Consider the following 15,195-nt stretch of genomic DNA (forward strand, 5'->3'; position numbering starts at 1 on the left):
CATTTGAGCGGATTTTTTTATAAACTTGTCGGTAAGATTAGAAGCGGTAGCCTGCACGAACACCATAAGTGTTATCGTTGTCACCGAAACCAATACGACCTTCAAGACTTACTTGTTGATTTAAGAATTTTTTAGCATTAATACCAAATTCATCTTTATCAGTTAAGTCGTTATTGTAGTAATCCACACCAAGACTTAAAGTTTTATCGATATAGTAGTCACCACGAACTTTATATTCGTCGAGGTCACCAAACGCACCGAACGCTTCAAGGTTTACGTCATGTTGACCTACTTGAGTTACGTATTTAGCACGAACTGTTGGATCAGCGCCGTCTTTACCATCTTTTTCGTCGTAACCTTTAACACCTAACGCAAGTAATAAACCTGGAGCTGGTAAATAACCTACTTCAGCTGCATAAGTAGTTACTTTGCTATCAATATTGGTGTTATCAATTTCACGCTCATTACGGCCTACATCACCGCTAAGGTAGAAATCTGAGTTAGGAACATAGTATTCAACACCTACGCCATACTGAGTATCTTTAGTACCGCTGTTATCGCCATAGTTGATAAGTGCGTTAACATTACTTGCACGGCTTAAAAATGCTGCTTCTGCAAGTGGAGCGTTACGAGTTTGAACAGGATTAAAGTAATAAGTCCCGTCAACACCGAATTTACTTACGCTGCTACCGTTGTCTGGATCAAGATAATTGTAAGAACCACCAACTTCAGCTTGGTAAGCGTTTGCTGCGCCACTTACTGCGAGTGCAGATAAAAGAGCTGATGCAATTGCTAGTTTTTTCATGGAATCTCTCCCCTCTAAAAAGCGATTTTATAAATGTTTTGTTACAACTTTTAGTCTAGAGGAAAATCGGGTAGCGTCAATCTTGTACAAGTAACCACACTGTAACTATGTGCTTTTTTTGTAAATATGTTTAACTTAAACATTTGATTTTAAAGTATAAAAATAGAATGTTTAATTTTATTAAAATTGAGGAGATTTTGTGTAGATCATAAAAAATGCTGTAAAAGTACCCAATTTTGTATGAGGATGTTACTGGTTAAGCTTAAAATGAACTGAACAAAATTTAGAAATTAGATGAGTGAAATATAATGAGAAATACAAAGCAGGTTCGAAGATAACCGCAGCTATGCTAAAATAATTGACTGTTTATCTGCTCTTATGGGAACACTCGCGTGGAAATTAATCCTTATCTAAACCAATTGAAAGACTTAACTGATCGTAGCCAAACACTACGGGGGTATCTTTGACTACGATCTGAAAAAAGAGCGTTTAGAAGAAGTTTTACGTGAGTTAGAAGACCCTGCGATTTGGAATGATCAAAGCCGTGCTCAGGCAATGGCGAAAGAAAAGGGCGAACTAGAAAACGTTATTAATGTATTGGATGGGTTGTCAACACAACTTGAAGATGCAAAAGCGATGTTAGATTTGGCTGTAGAAGCTGATGATGAAAGCTTGCTTGAAGATGTTCAGTCGGAGCTTAGTGCTGCTGAAGATGAACTGGCTAAACTTGAATTCCGTCGTATGTTTAGTAACCCAATGGACCCGAATCCTTGCTATGTCGAGATTCAATCAGGTTCAGGTGGTACCGAAGCACAAGACTGGGCATCTATGCTTTTACGTATGTATATGCGCTGGATTGAACGTCATGGCTTTAAAGCAGAACTCATGGAAGTATCTGATGGTGACGTAGCTGGTATTAAATCTGCAACAATTCGTGTTGAGGGTGAATATGCCTATGGTTGGTTACGCACAGAATCGGGTGTCCACCGTTTAGTTCGTAAATCACCATTTGACAGTGGTAACCGCCGTCACACCTCATTCTCTGCCGTATTTATTTCACCAGAAGTTGATGACAATATTGAAATTGATATTAATCCTTCTGATGTTCGTACAGATACTTACCGTGCATCTGGTGCAGGTGGTCAGCATATTAACAAAACCGATTCGGCAGTGCGTTTGACTCACACTCCCACAGGTATTGTGGTGGCGTGTCAGAACCAGCGTTCGCAACATGCTAACCGTGATCATGCATGGAAACAGTTACGTGCACGTTTGTATGAATTGGAAATGCAAAAACGTAATGAAGCGGCTCAAGCTCTAGAAGACTCGAAGTCTGATATTGGTTGGGGAAGCCAAATTCGTTCATATGTATTAGATGATTCGCGTATTAAAGATTTACGCACGGGTGTTGAAAACTCTAATACAGGTGCTGTTCTTGATGGTGACCTTGATCGCTTTATTGAGGCGAGCTTAAAACAAGGTTTATAAGAGTCTGCTGAACTTTTAGTTTAAATACAGTTCATCTATGAATATGTAGAACTCTTGGATTTTTAGCGATTAAAACGGCAAAGCAATTCAGCCTTCGAATCTTAATCGAAAAAATGCGATATGAATATCGAAAAAAATAGATATGAATATCGCAAAAGTGCGATATGATGTTTTCGAAATGCTGAATAAAGCTTTGTTCGTTTAAAAGACGTGTTGAGCCTATGGATATTGATGCAATTAGCAAAGCCCTTTCCAATCCGCTACGTCGGCAGATTTTGCAATGGTTGAAAGAACCTGCGCATTATTTACCAGTGGAAGAGTGTGGTGGTAGTTTTGAGAAGGGTGTTTGTGCAGGTCATATTGAACGATTGGGCAAAGTAGCACAGTCTACAATGTCGAATCATTTGTCTGTTTTACAACAGGCGGGTCTGATTCAGGTCCAAAAATATGGTCAATGGTCTTATTTTTCACGTAACGAAGCTTTGATTCAGCAATATATCGAACATTTAAAACAAACACTTTAACAATATTAAAGTGTAAGTCGAGGCGACTATGGCTGAACTCAATACTCCTTTAACGGTTGGTGATTTTGAAATCAAAAATCGATTGGTAATGGCTCCATTAACGCGTGCGCGTAGTGGTGAAAGCCGAGTACCTAATGATTTGATGGTTGAATATTATCAACAGCGTGCAAATGCTGGTCTTATTTTGACTGAAGCAACAGTGATTGGTTCAAAAACTGTAGGTTATGCAGAAACCCCAGGATTATGGTCACAAGAGCAGGCACAAGCTTGGAATAAAATTATTGAGGCAGTTCATGCTCAAGGTTCAAAAATTGTAGCTCAGCTTTGGCATGTTGGCCGTATTTCGCATCCTGAACTGTTAGATGGTGATATTCCTGTTGCACCAAGTGCAATTCAACCTGCGGGTGAAGTGAGTTTATTACGTCCTAAACGTCCGTATGTAACGCCACGCGCACTTTCATTAGAAGAAGTGAAAGAGGTTGTTGCTCAATATAAACATTCAGCAGAATTGGCTAAAGCAGCTGGTTTTGATGGTGTTGAATTACACGCAGCGAATGGTTACTTAATTGACCAGTTCCTTCAAAGTAATACGAATCAACGTGATGATGAATACGGTGGCCCTGTTGAAAACCGTGCACGTTTATTATTAGAAGTCGTTGATGCATTTATTGAAGTGTGGGGTGCTGGCCGAGTAGGTGTACATATTGCACCACGTGGTGATTCACACGATATGGGTGATGAAAATCCATTAGCAACTTTTGGTTATGTGGTTGAACAATTAAGCCAACGTAATGTTGCTTTCATTTTCTCTCGTGAATACGAAGCTGCTGATAGTATTAGCCCTAAACTTCGCGAAAAATTTAATGGTGTATGGATTGCGAATGAGAACCTAACACCAGAGTCAGCAAAACGTATTTTGCGTGATGGTGAAGCTGACGCAGTATCTTTTGGTAAAGCATATATTGCCAACCCAGATCTTTTACAGCGTTTAGAGCAAGACTTACCTTTAAATGAACTTCAACCAACAACTTTATATGCGAAAGGTGCTGAAGGTTATACAGACTATCCAACGCTAGAAGCTTCGTAATTTTTTGAACTGATGATTTACTGACCTCGTTCATTTATGGGCTCAGTAAATCGCTTTTCTTGTAATGGTAGAGTTTAGGTATCGAAACTCTGCCATTTTTTCTATCTATGTTATATTTTCCCCAGTTTTAAACTTTGACTATTTGAGGCAAACCGCTTGGCGACCCCTTTTTGGTACAACACCGCACTCCATTTATTAAAACCTTTTTACCACTGGCGGATAAAAAAACGTGCAGAAAGCCAGGAATTATATAATCAGGAATGTCTGGAAAGATTTGGGCCGTTTGAATCTCCAAAAAATGTGAGAGCAATTTGGTTCCATGCTGTTTCGGTTGGAGAAACCAATGCTGCGCAGCCTTTAATCGAGCATTATCTTAAACTCGGACAACCTGTTTTGGTTACTAATACGACTAAAACTGGGCAGGCGCGTGCCAAATCATTATTTTTAAAAGCACCTTATTTAGATTTATTTCAAGCAGTTTATTTGCCTGTTGATCAAAAGCATCTTTTAAAACAATTCTTTGAATTGTATCAGCCAAAACTTTTAGCATTGGTTGAAACTGAACTTTGGCCAAATTTAATTGATCAAGCCAAGCTACAACAGGTTCCTTGTTTATTGTTAAATGCGCGGTTATCAGAAAAATCAGCTAAAGGTTATAGCCGAGTCTCAGGTCTAACAGCAGGAATGCTGAAACAAATTGACTGGGTGTTGGCACAAGATAATGCTACTCGCCAACGCTATGTCGAGCTTGGCTTAGATCAACAAAAAAGTCAGGTGGTTGGAAATATTAAATTTGATATTCACGCACCAGAAGCATTTATAAATCAGGCAGCAAAGTTACACCAGCTATGGTATTTGGGCCAACGAAAAGTACTGACAATTGCCAGTACACATGCACCCGAAGAACAACAAATTTTGCAAGCACTTCAACCTTATTTAAAGTCAGACCCAGAGTTAGTCTGTATTGTCGCACCTCGACATCCTGAACGTTTCGATGAAGTATTTGAAATTTGCCAAAACCTAGATTTAATTACTCACCGTAGAAGCTTGAACCAAAGTATTCATACAAGTACACAGGTCTATCTAGCCGATAGTATGGGGGAGCTTTGGTTATGGTACGCCTTAAGTCAGGTGTGTTTTGTGGGTGGTTCTTTAAATGAGCCGGGTGGTGGTCATAACATTTTAGAGCCTATGGTTTTAAATGTACCGACCGTAATTGGACCTCGTTACTTTAATTTCCAAACTATTGTCGATGAATTCATTGATGAAAATGGTGTGCTTATTGCTCAAGACGCTGAGCAAGTTGTGGCAATCTGGATGGCATGTTTAGCTGAGCCTGATCAGGCTCAACAAGTGGTGGAACAAGCGCATAAAGTCTTACAACGTAACCAAGGTTCATTGCAAAAACATATTGGCGTAATTAATCGGTATTTGGCCGATAAACCATGAATATTGTTTTGCTAGAGCCTGAAGATATTCAGTCAGACACGTGGTCAATTCACTCAAAACGCCAATTACAACATTTACGTGAACATCTTGATATTACGGTTGGCCAGAATCTAAAAGTTGGTGTTCGTAATGGCGCACGTTATACCACTGAAATTATTTCGATTAACGAGGAAGAAGTTTGTATCAGACCTATTAGTGAAGAAGCTGTACCTGCAAAACTTCCGGTTCATTTAATTGTGGCTTTACCAAGACCCAAAGTTTTACGCCGTTTAATCATGGACAGTGTGACTTTAGGTGTTGAAAGAATTAGTTTGATTCATAGTTATCGGGTAGATAAAAGCTATTGGCAAACTCCATTTTTGCAACAACTCGATAACTATGTGACTTTAGGGCTTGAGCAAGCAGGTGACACGATTGTTCCTGAAATTCAAATGTATAAACGTTTTAAACCTTTTGTTGAAGATGTTTTGCCAAGCTTGATCTCGAAAGAAACACCAGCCTATGTGGCCCACCCTTATGCCGAGCAGAGCATGCCCGTTAATATTCCTCATGCTTGTAGTGTAGTCGTTGGGCCTGAAGGTGGCTTTATTCCCTATGAAATTGATTTGCTCACAAAAAACGGCTGCCAAGCTGTGAGCTTAGGCAACCGTATTTTAAGAACTGAAACGTCTATTTCTTATATTTTAGGTCGTCTCTTTAGTTGATGCTTCAGGATTTAAAAGTGGCTGATTTGCTGCCATTTTTAATTCCTGAATTGGGTAAGGAATATTAATTCCGTTCGCATTAAAAGCTTGCTTGACCTGAGCTTGAATGGTGCTCGTAGATGACGAAATATCAGTTTCAGTCGTATCAACCCACCAGCGTACAGTCAGGTTAACCGAGAAATCTGCTAACGCGGTAACGTTAACCGAGAAGGCTGGCTGACTCAGTACATTTCGGTCATTATTAAGAATATCTAAAATAATCTGCTTGGCTTTTTGTTCGTCATCGTCATATCCAATTCCGACTACAAACTCACAGCGTCGTTGTTGATAAGCAGTATTTACAGTTAAAGCACTGGTATAAACAGTTGCATTTGGAATAACGATACGACGACCATCTGGCGAGCGTAAGAATGTTGCACGAATTTGAATATCTTCAACAGTTCCTTCAAGCGAATTGACAACAATCGAATCGCCAATGCGGAATGGTTCGCTTAATAAGATTAAGATGCCTGACAGTAAATTTTGAAAGATATCTTTAAATGCAAAACCAATAGCGACAGAACCAATACCTAAGGCACTCATGAGTTGCCCTGGTGTAAACCCTGGAATCATAATGACGAGAGCAATTAAGAAACCAAAGAATAAAATTGTTGTACTGCCTACACGGTTTAAGACCAAAACTAGGTTTTGGCGTGTGTAAGAGCGGTTTTCTAAGGTTTTACGAACAAAGAACTTAAATAATTTGGTCAGTAGCCAAAAAATAATAAAAACGATAATCGCAATACATATATAAGGCACACGTTCCCAGAAGCTATCCACGATTTTGTCGATAGTGGTATAGGCATCATGATACTTTTCAGTATGGGCTAAAACCGTTTGAGTGGTTTTAGTGCCCGCTTCTTGCAAAAGTTCGCCTGTATTCTTTGCGACATCCGTTAAGGATTTTTGTTCATCAGCCACGGCAAGTCTCAATTAAAAAATTTATGAAAGCGATTTTCGGCTTTCATCATAGTAGGAGATAAAATGTGCGCCTACTATAATGAGTTCATCTAAATAATAAAGTGTTTTTTAATTAAAAGTATTCCGTTCCTTTTTGTAAGATTTGTGTCGGTGTTTCTAAAGTATCAGTTCCTGAGAAATAATAAAAAATTCCTGCTGTTGAAATAAGGCTAATTAAAATAGCGACTAAAATAAGCCAAGCCATCAGTTTTTCTATAAACGTTGCTGGTCGAACAGGACCGTACTCGTTTGGACCTGCTGTACCTGAGGCAAGCAGTAAATAAATCATAAAAAAGAACTGAACAACTGGAATGAACAATAGCAATCCCATCCAACCACTCTTATTTAGATCGTGCAGGCGTCGAACAACGAGAACAATATTTAAATAAATTAAAAACAGCGAGAAAGCCCAGACTACTAATGCACTGGGTCCAGAAAGAGAGCTATAAAATTCAAAATTAAATAAATTGTTTGAAAGCTGAAAACTTCCAAGAAATGAAGCCAAAATGAAATAGCCCAATAGGGTGACTAAATAAATCAGTCCATAACCACCTAAATAGCTCATGCGATTAAAGCGTCCATGAATTGAAAATGGACTATCTCGAAAAGGGAGCTGAGGTGGGCGTGAGGAGCTTGTTTGGGCAAACATATTATTTTATTCCTGTGTTGCGTATGAGAGACAAAATAATCTTTGTTGATGATCAAAACCATCAAATCTTGCAAAAATTATAAAAGTAAAAGCTATAGACAAATGTTTTAAATCAACTTAATTTTATAAAAATGTTCACAATTTCGTGTGCTTGAGTAAGTGGTTAATATATGACCAAAGTCGCATTGTTTAGACTTTGAAAGAGTCATCATACTGCAAAGGCATGCAAATAAGATCCAGTAAAATAATAGCCACAGTCTCGAGATGGGATGCACAAGATCAAGGAAGTTGCGTATGAATGAGATCTATCCAGTACCAGAGGAATTTAAAAAAACAGCTCGTACTGTTGAAGCAGACTACTTTAAACGTTATCAACACTCTATCGAGAACCCAGATGAATTCTGGGCAGAGCAAGCTAAAATTGTCGATTGGATAAAACCATTTACCCAAGTTAAAAATACAAGTTTTGACAAAGACAATTTCAAGATTGAATGGTTTGCCGATGGTGAGTTGAACGTATCAGCAAACTGCCTAGACAGGCATCTTAAAGAACACCCTCATAAACCTGCAATTATTTGGGAAGGGGACCATCCTTCTCGCCATAAGATCGTTTCTTATAAAGAATTACACGACGAAGTCTGCCGCTTTGCCAACGTTTTAAAGAAATATGGTATTGGTAAAGGTGACCGCGTTGTACTGTATATGCCAATGGTGACAGAAGCTGCAATTGCCATGTTAGCTTGTGCCCGTATTGGTGCTGTTCACTGCGTGGTATTTGGTGGGTTCTCGCCAGACTCTTTAGCAAGCCGTATTGAAGATAGCCAAGCTAAACTGGTGATTACCGCAGACTCAAGTCTACGTGCCGGAAAACTATTACCACTCAAAGAAAATGTCGATTTGGCTCTAGAGTTGCCGGGCACAGAGTGTGTTGAAAATGTAGTTGTGGTTTACCGTAATGCGAACCCGATTGAAATGAAGCCGGGACGTGATTTGTGGTATCACCTCATTATTATGGAAGTGGATGCCAACTGTCCTCCAGAACCGATGAAGGCTGAAGACCCATTATTTATCCTCTATACCTCGGGTTCAACAGGTAAACCGAAAGGTGTTTTGCATACCACAGGTGGTTATTTAGTGTATGTAACAAGTACCTTTAAAGAGGTCTTTGATCTAAAACAAGATGATGTGTACTGGTGTACGGCAGATGTAGGTTGGATTACAGGTCATAGTTATCTGATCTATGGCCCACTTGCAAATGGAACTACGACCTTAATGTTTGAGGGTGTCCCTCAATATCCAACATGGGCACGACTTGGTCATGTGGTCGATAAGCACAAAGTCTCTATTTTATATACGGCGCCAACTGCAATTCGCGCCATGATGCGAGAAGGTGATTCGTTTGTACGTGAAAGTAACCGTAGCAGCCTGCGTTTACTTGGTTCTGTCGGTGAGCCTATTAACCCTGAAGCTTGGAATTGGTACTACAACGTTGTTGGTGAAGGCCGTTGTCCGATTGTTGATACATGGTGGCAAACCGAAACAGGCGGTATTTTGATTGCTCCATTGCCGGGTGCAACAGCTTTAAAACCGGGTTCGGCAACACGTCCGTTATTTGGTATTCAACCTGCCATTGTAGATGGTGAGGGCAATGAGCTAGAAGGTGCGGCCGAAGGTAATCTGGTGATTAAAGATTCATGGCCGGGCCAGATGCGTACTATTTGGGGCGATCCTGATCGCTTTATTGAAGCGTATTTCTCGACCTTTAAAAATACTTATTTTACAGGTGATGGTGCTCGTCGTGATGAAGATGGCTATTACTGGATTACAGGTCGAGTTGACGATGTCTTGAACGTTTCAGGCCACCGTTTAGGTACTGCTGAAATTGAAAGTGCTTTGGTGTCACATGAAGCCGTAGCAGAAGCCGCGGTGGTGGGTATGCCGCATGATATTAAAGGACAAGGTATTTGTACTTTTGTGACTCTACAAGCGGGTGTTCCAGAGTCGGAAGAACTGCGTAAAGAGTTAATTAACTGGGTACGTAAAGTACTCGGGCCAGTAGCTTCACCAGATGCACTCCATTGGGCACCAGCATTACCTAAAACTCGATCGGGTAAAATCATGCGCCGTATTTTAAGAAAGATTGCGGCAAATGAATTAGATAGTTTAGGTGACACTTCAACTTTGGCTGAACCTGCTGTAGTAGATCAGTTAATTGCAACGGTTTATCCCGATAAGCAAAACTAATTTTAAAAAAGCCCCATTTGGGGCTTTTTTATTAAGCTTTATTAAGAGTTTGCTAAAAAATCAGTAGTATTTTGTACATTCGCGAATGTACTTAGCGCAGTTAAAAAAGCTGTTTGTACGTCTTCTGCTTTTGCAGTCTTCCCAGCATAGCTTAAATCACGAGTTGCCGTTGCATCTGCAATTAAGATGGGTTGATAGCCCAGTTCTTTGGCTGCGCGTGTGCCTGAATCAATACACATGTGAGTCATCATGCCTGTAATCACGAGTTGCTCAATTTGATGTGCTTTTAAAAGTTCATCTAAATTGGTTTCTAAAAAACTGTTTGGATAGTGCTTTGTCACGATTAATGAATCACTGCCAGCACTAAGTTCAGGGTGAAGTAAAACCCCATCTGTATTTTCTTGGAAGAAACTCGCTTGTGGCGGGTTAATATGTTGCACATAAATGATGGGCAAGTTTTTCTCGCTAAAATATTGTTCGAGTTGTTTTATTTTTTCTAGCGCTTGCTCTGGCCCAACCAATTCCATTTTGCCATTTTTAAAATAATCATTTTGTACATCGATAATTAATAGTGCTTGTTTCATGAGATCACTCTTGTTGATATGCAATAAAACAAGATTATTCTCTGCCCGTAAAATCGGCTATAGTCAGATGAAAGCATTACCGCCAGATTTCTTTCGCCATGAAAAATGAATATTGAATTAGACCCGATTGATCTAAAAATTATTGCATTGCTTAAACAGGATTCTCGACTAACCAATAAAGAAATTGGACAGCGAGTTCACCGGACAGGGCAGGCAGTGGGCGCTCGAATTGCTCAGTTAATGGATGCTGGTGTCATTAAAAATTACACAATTGCCGTGCAATATTCGCATAAACAATTTATTCATTTGCATTTAAATGAACAACGCGCATTTGAAGAAATTGGAAATTTGGTTAAGCAATATGAACAAATAGATGAATGCTTTAAAGTTATGGGCAATGCTTGCTATATGATTGTGAGTCATTTTGAACCCGCAGCATTAAATGAATTCATCGAGAAACTTTCAAAATGGTGCCGTTACTCAGTTGAAACAGTGATTCGAGAAGTCGAGAAATCTTAAAAATAAAGGCTCCAAGCCGAGTCTTGGAGCCAATAAGTCTTTATTTTTAATTTATTGTTTTTATTGTCTTGCGCTGCTTTAAATGAAGTTTTCTAGGCTGATTTTGCTTGAATTTCTATCTCCTTTTCTTGTTGAAGTTCTAATTGGCGAACGAGTGGTAGAACTTTTTCCCCAAAATATTCTACTTCTTCAATGAAATGTAAGAATCCAGAAAGAATCAAATCAACACCTACATTTTTAAGCGCCACAATACGCTCTGCAATTTGCTGCGGTGTACCAATTAAATTGGTTTTAAAGCCATCGTTATATTGCACTAAGTCTTCAAAACTTGATTTTGCCCAGTTACCTTGTTGCTCTGGTGAAGCAGCACCTGCTTCACGTGTAGCATCTCCAAATGCATTTACCGCTTCAGTGTTGGCTTTATCAATAATTTCTTGAAGTACTGCTTTTGCTTCTTCTTCGGTATCTCTAGCAATAATGAACGCATTTACACCAATTTTGACCTGATGGTTATTGGCTTTAGCTTTAGTGCGAATGTCTTCGACTTGTTTTTGAATTTCTTCTACGGTATTACCGTTGGTGAAATACCAGTCAGATACACGTGAAGCCATGTCACGTGCTGCACGTGAGCTCCCGCCTTGAAACACTTCAATATGAGGCTTTTGCAGAGGTTTCGGTTTAAGTGTGTAGTTTTGGAATTGATAGTATTTACCATCGAAACTATAGTTATCGGTGGTCCAGATTCCTTTTAACGTACGAATAAATTCTTCAGAGCGGACGTAGCGTTGATCATGTTCTGGCCACTCTTCACCAATCGCATCAAACTCTCCTCTAAACCAACCACTCACCACATTAATGGCAATACGGCCTTCAGTTAGATAATCGATTGTTGCAAGTTGCTTAGCTGCGAGTGCCGGTTTCCAGGGGCCGGGCAGAATAGCTGCAATCACCTTAAGTTTTTCAGTTTTTGCCAGTAATGCATGACTGAAACTTACTGATTCATGCTGGTTTTCTGCTCCGTACCCCGCCGTAAAACGAATTTGAGTGAGCGCATATTCAAAACCATTTTTTTCGGCAGCCTGTGCAAGTCGAACATTGTAGTCATAACTCCAGTCTGTACGCTGTTCGATGTTACTTACTACAAGGCCACCGCTTACATTTGGTACCCAATAAGCAAATTTAATAGGTTGTTGTAATTGCGTCATGGTTTGCTCCCCCAATTCGTATTTTTATTTAGCGATATTGCACTTAGGCAACATGCGTTGTTAATGATTTGCCAGACTTGTGATGCAAGCGAGACTCTGCCGCATCAAGATCAGGCACAGCCGCTGAAGGTAATACTTCTTCTTGCTCAATTTGCTTGTTAATACCAAGCTCTTGATTTGCTTGCTGAGTCTTAGATTTGACTACTTCAGCACGTTCACCTTTCGCTGGTGCCCATTCTAAAATTGGCAATGCACGTGCCACGGCTAACGTAATACGATCTGATAATTGCTCGCTTTTCACCGTATATTCAGGGGTAAAGTCACGATCAGTTGCATATACGCCAATTGGTAAAGTTTGTGCTTGGAAGAAACTGAACAATGGACGAAGTTGATGTTCAAGTACCAGTGCATGACGATCACTACCGCCCGATGCTGCTAAAAGTACAGGCACATCGACCAATGCAGTTTGTTCAACAAAATCGAAGAAATGTTTGAAAAGACCTGTAAAAGATGCACGGTAAACAGGTGTACCTACAATTAAAGCATCAGCTGCTTCAACCGCTGCAAGATCATCTTGCACGCGCTGTGGAAGTTGGTTGCGATAAAATGCACCGCCTAATAAAGGCCCAATTTCGCTTAATTTAATAAAATGAACTTTAATGTCGGTTGCTTCGGATAACTCATCAAGAATGGCTTGAACCAAACTTTCCGTTTTAGATGGGGTATTTAAGCCACCAGAAACAGCAACAATATTCAAAGGTTTTGGTGATGTGATACCAGTCATAATTTGGTTCCTAAGCCTAAAACAAGAGATTGGACTTATTAATCAACAACGACGGCAAACTGTAAAATAACGAAATTGGTCAACCTTATCAGTTTTAAATATAAAAGATAAATAGTGGATTTTTATACTTTATTTCTCTATTAAGTTGCTGTTTTTATTTTATATAATTATTGGTGATATATTTTTTATAATAAAAAGTAAGCTTATATAAAAAACAGATTAATTTTGATTAAATGTTAAAAAACAACTGAAAATTTTAGCTAAGTTCTGCATTTATCATCATTTTGCATAAAAATGGATAAGATGAACGTATCTTTCAACTAAATAGTAGGGTTACAATAGGCCATACTTATGCTCAAGATTACTTTAATCGCTTATGAATATTTTAATCGTTGATGATCATCCTTTGTTTCGTCATGCTTTAATTCAAGCAGTACGTTATAGCCTGCCACAGGCACAAATTCATGAAACAGCTTCGGTTGATGAGTTTTATGAGCGTTTGGAAAATGGGGCAGAACCTGATCTAGTATTACTCGATTTAAATTTACCGGGTGCTTCAGGCTTTTCTGCTCTAGTCTATGTACGAGCACAGTATCCAGCTATTCCAATTATTGTGGTTTCTGCACATGAAGAAACTTCAATTATTCAGCGTGCGATTGCACATGGTGCGATGGGTTATATTCCTAAATCTGCTCATCCAAGTCATATTGGTGAAGCGATTCGTCAAGTATTAGAAGGTGAAATCTGGTTACCACCTAATTTGCCACCTAACCTTAATCTTGATCCGAGAGCGGCAGATGAAACTGCTTTAGCTGAACGTATTCAATCTTTAACACCACAGCAATTCCGTGTTTTGATGATGGTTGCGGAAGGTTTACTAAATAAACAGATTGCTTATGAACTCGATGTTTCGGAAGCAACGATTAAAGCGCATGTGACAGCTATCTTTAGAAAATTAGGTGTGCAAAACCGTACACAAGCCGTATTGGCCATTAGCGCATTAAATATTGAAGATAAGAAGATCTAAAAATAAAAAAGACCTCAGTTGAGGTCTTTTTTATGTGTGCCACTTAAGCAAGGCAATCTTGCTTTGGTGTTAGGCTGTCGCAGTACAAAGGATTGAGTGCACATTGCAAATCATCAATTTGATCTTGAGTCACATAACCTTTCATTTTTAAATATTCAGCTACACGGTCATCACGCAAGCTTAAAAAAGCTGCATCATAAACGCCTAAATCTACAAAAAGTGCAGCTGTTTCTAGGCTATTGAAGCGATCAAGGAAAATATCATTGCCATACATTAAGAAGATATGGTCGAGTTTTGCTTTTTCATCGACATGTAGTCGTTCAGCAAGTTGATCTGGATGAGTTTTAATAAAGAGTAAGTCAGAAAGCTCATCAAACTGAGTCATATCTAGCTGATTTTCGCCAAGTTTGACATGGCCAAGCCAAGCTTTGAAAACCAGTACAGCTCCACCGCGAAGTAACATGCTCCAAATTTGATGACGTGTATCGTGATCAAGATTTTCACTTTCAGCGCTAAGCACTTTTAAGAAGTTTTCTTCTTGTTGTGCCAATTTATCAAATAAGCCTAATCCTTGAGGATGATAAGCTGCAGGTGCAAATACATCAAAATTTAGATCATGAAATACATTAAGTGCGAGTGGGACTGCACTTTGATAAATCGTATTTAACGCTTTGATATGGGCTTCATTCAGTTTGCTGTTGGGAAAAATACTTTGCCAATCTAGTTCAGGAAGTAAAGCATTGGCACTGTATTGACGATAAAACTGTTGAGATGAGAGTTGATTTTGTGGGCTATTATCAGAAATATTCATGGCAATTGTCCTTTGCATTAATTCGTGAGCAGGGGTGCTTAATATAGAAATCGGTTAAAAAATGGTTATACATTTATCAAATGCGTTTGGAATAGTTATGTGTCATCAAGAATGCAAGTAGAATACGACTAAAGTCGTATATGATGGTTCTGGCCAGATAATATTTTTTAAAAACAAATATTTATTAAATTGTAACTAAGTATACAAGTGTTCACTTACAAAAAAGATGGGCTTTGCCATAGAAAAAGGGCTGTTGGAAAGTTTGGCCAATTATTTAATCAACAAAAGAAGACTTTTTGAGCAGTTCTGCCTATTG

The 15,195-nt window shown here is 39.1% G+C and carries 15 protein-coding genes; 8 read left to right on the forward strand and 7 right to left on the reverse strand.

Annotated features, from left to right (window positions below; translation table 11 throughout):
• Window positions 1–37 precede the first annotated feature (37 nt).
• Window positions 38–805: a putative porin gene (locus MJX77_RS06330; RefSeq protein ID WP_004790036.1), complete on the reverse strand. Its 768-nt coding sequence runs from the start codon at window positions 803–805 to the stop codon at window positions 38–40.
• Between the two features lie 392 nt (window positions 806–1,197).
• Here MJX77_RS06330 and prfB point away from each other — a divergent pair.
• From prfB to MJX77_RS06355, 5 genes are all read left to right on the forward strand, one after another.
• Window positions 1,198–2,293 (forward strand): peptide chain release factor 2 gene (prfB, locus tag MJX77_RS06335; RefSeq protein ID WP_107880456.1). Its coding sequence is split into 2 segments (ribosomal slippage): window positions 1,198–1,269 and window positions 1,271–2,293, totalling 1,095 coding nucleotides; the frame shifts between segments, so codons are not numbered across the junction.
• Between the two features lie 221 nt (window positions 2,294–2,514).
• On the forward strand, window positions 2,515–2,817 hold the full coding sequence (locus MJX77_RS06340) for an ArsR/SmtB family transcription factor (RefSeq protein ID WP_002121891.1): 303 nt from the start codon (window positions 2,515–2,517) through the stop codon (window positions 2,815–2,817).
• Window positions 2,818–2,845: 28 nt separating this feature from the next.
• Window positions 2,846–3,904, forward strand: a complete 1,059-nt coding sequence (locus tag MJX77_RS06345; RefSeq protein ID WP_144732563.1) for an alkene reductase — start codon at window positions 2,846–2,848, stop codon at window positions 3,902–3,904.
• Between the two features lie 156 nt (window positions 3,905–4,060).
• Entirely contained in the window at window positions 4,061–5,353 is a 1,293-nt protein-coding gene (locus MJX77_RS06350; RefSeq protein WP_199986800.1) for a 3-deoxy-D-manno-octulosonic acid transferase, read from the forward strand.
• Window positions 5,350–6,057, forward strand: a complete 708-nt coding sequence (locus tag MJX77_RS06355; protein WP_252060905.1) for a 16S rRNA (uracil(1498)-N(3))-methyltransferase — start codon at window positions 5,350–5,352, stop codon at window positions 6,055–6,057. The genes MJX77_RS06350 and MJX77_RS06355 overlap by 4 nt, the downstream gene beginning before the upstream one ends.
• On the opposite strand, the gene MJX77_RS06360 is transcribed toward MJX77_RS06355, so the two are convergent.
• A complete protein-coding gene (locus MJX77_RS06360) occupies window positions 6,037–7,017 on the reverse strand; it encodes a mechanosensitive ion channel family protein (protein WP_004790025.1) in 981 nt (326 codons plus the stop codon). The two genes, MJX77_RS06355 and MJX77_RS06360, sit on opposite strands and share 21 nt — an antisense overlap.
• 112 nt (window positions 7,018–7,129) lie before the next feature.
• Window positions 7,130–7,705 carry a DUF805 domain-containing protein gene (locus tag MJX77_RS06365; protein WP_252060909.1) on the reverse strand — a complete coding sequence of 192 codons (576 nt, stop codon included), beginning with the start codon at window positions 7,703–7,705 and terminating at the stop codon, window positions 7,130–7,132.
• 294 nt (window positions 7,706–7,999) lie between these two features.
• Here MJX77_RS06365 and acs point away from each other — a divergent pair, with 294 nt between their 5' ends.
• Entirely contained in the window at window positions 8,000–9,949 is a 1,950-nt protein-coding gene (gene acs / locus MJX77_RS06370) for an acetate--CoA ligase (protein ID WP_049837519.1), read from the forward strand.
• A 41-nt stretch (window positions 9,950–9,990) separates the two neighbouring features.
• Here acs and MJX77_RS06375 read toward each other — a convergent pair whose 3' ends face one another.
• On the reverse strand, window positions 9,991–10,533 hold the full coding sequence (locus tag MJX77_RS06375) for a cysteine hydrolase family protein (RefSeq protein WP_252060912.1): 543 nt from the start codon (window positions 10,531–10,533) through the stop codon (window positions 9,991–9,993).
• 105 nt (window positions 10,534–10,638) lie between these two features.
• Here MJX77_RS06375 and MJX77_RS06380 point away from each other — a divergent pair, with 105 nt between their 5' ends.
• Complete coding sequence (locus MJX77_RS06380; protein ID WP_252060915.1) at window positions 10,639–11,052, forward strand: Lrp/AsnC family transcriptional regulator; 414 nt, start codon at window positions 10,639–10,641, stop codon at window positions 11,050–11,052.
• A gap of 92 nt (window positions 11,053–11,144) precedes the next feature.
• Here MJX77_RS06380 and sfnG read toward each other — a convergent pair whose 3' ends face one another.
• The gene (sfnG, locus tag MJX77_RS06385) at window positions 11,145–12,257 is read right to left on the reverse strand and encodes a dimethylsulfone monooxygenase SfnG (protein ID WP_005300669.1); all 1,113 of its coding nucleotides are present in this window, start codon (window positions 12,255–12,257) and stop codon (window positions 11,145–11,147) included.
• A 43-nt stretch (window positions 12,258–12,300) separates the two neighbouring features.
• On the reverse strand, window positions 12,301–13,041 hold the full coding sequence (gene msuE / locus MJX77_RS06390) for an FMN reductase (protein ID WP_005300671.1): 741 nt from the start codon (window positions 13,039–13,041) through the stop codon (window positions 12,301–12,303).
• Between the two features lie 376 nt (window positions 13,042–13,417).
• Between msuE and MJX77_RS06395 the strand changes: the two genes are divergently transcribed.
• Window positions 13,418–14,068 (forward strand): response regulator, encoded by a 651-nt coding sequence (locus MJX77_RS06395; RefSeq protein ID WP_013196611.1) that lies wholly within the window; start codon window positions 13,418–13,420, stop codon window positions 14,066–14,068.
• 43 nt (window positions 14,069–14,111) lie between these two features.
• Here the strand turns inward: MJX77_RS06395 and MJX77_RS06400 are convergent, their stop codons facing one another.
• Window positions 14,112–14,879 carry a hypothetical protein gene (locus MJX77_RS06400; protein ID WP_013196612.1) on the reverse strand — a complete coding sequence of 256 codons (768 nt, stop codon included), beginning with the start codon at window positions 14,877–14,879 and terminating at the stop codon, window positions 14,112–14,114.
• Between the last annotated feature and the right edge of the window lie 316 nt (window positions 14,880–15,195).

It is taken from the genome of Acinetobacter sp. AHP123, assembly GCF_023757925.1.
GTDB lineage: Bacteria > Pseudomonadota > Gammaproteobacteria > Pseudomonadales > Moraxellaceae > Acinetobacter > Acinetobacter oleivorans.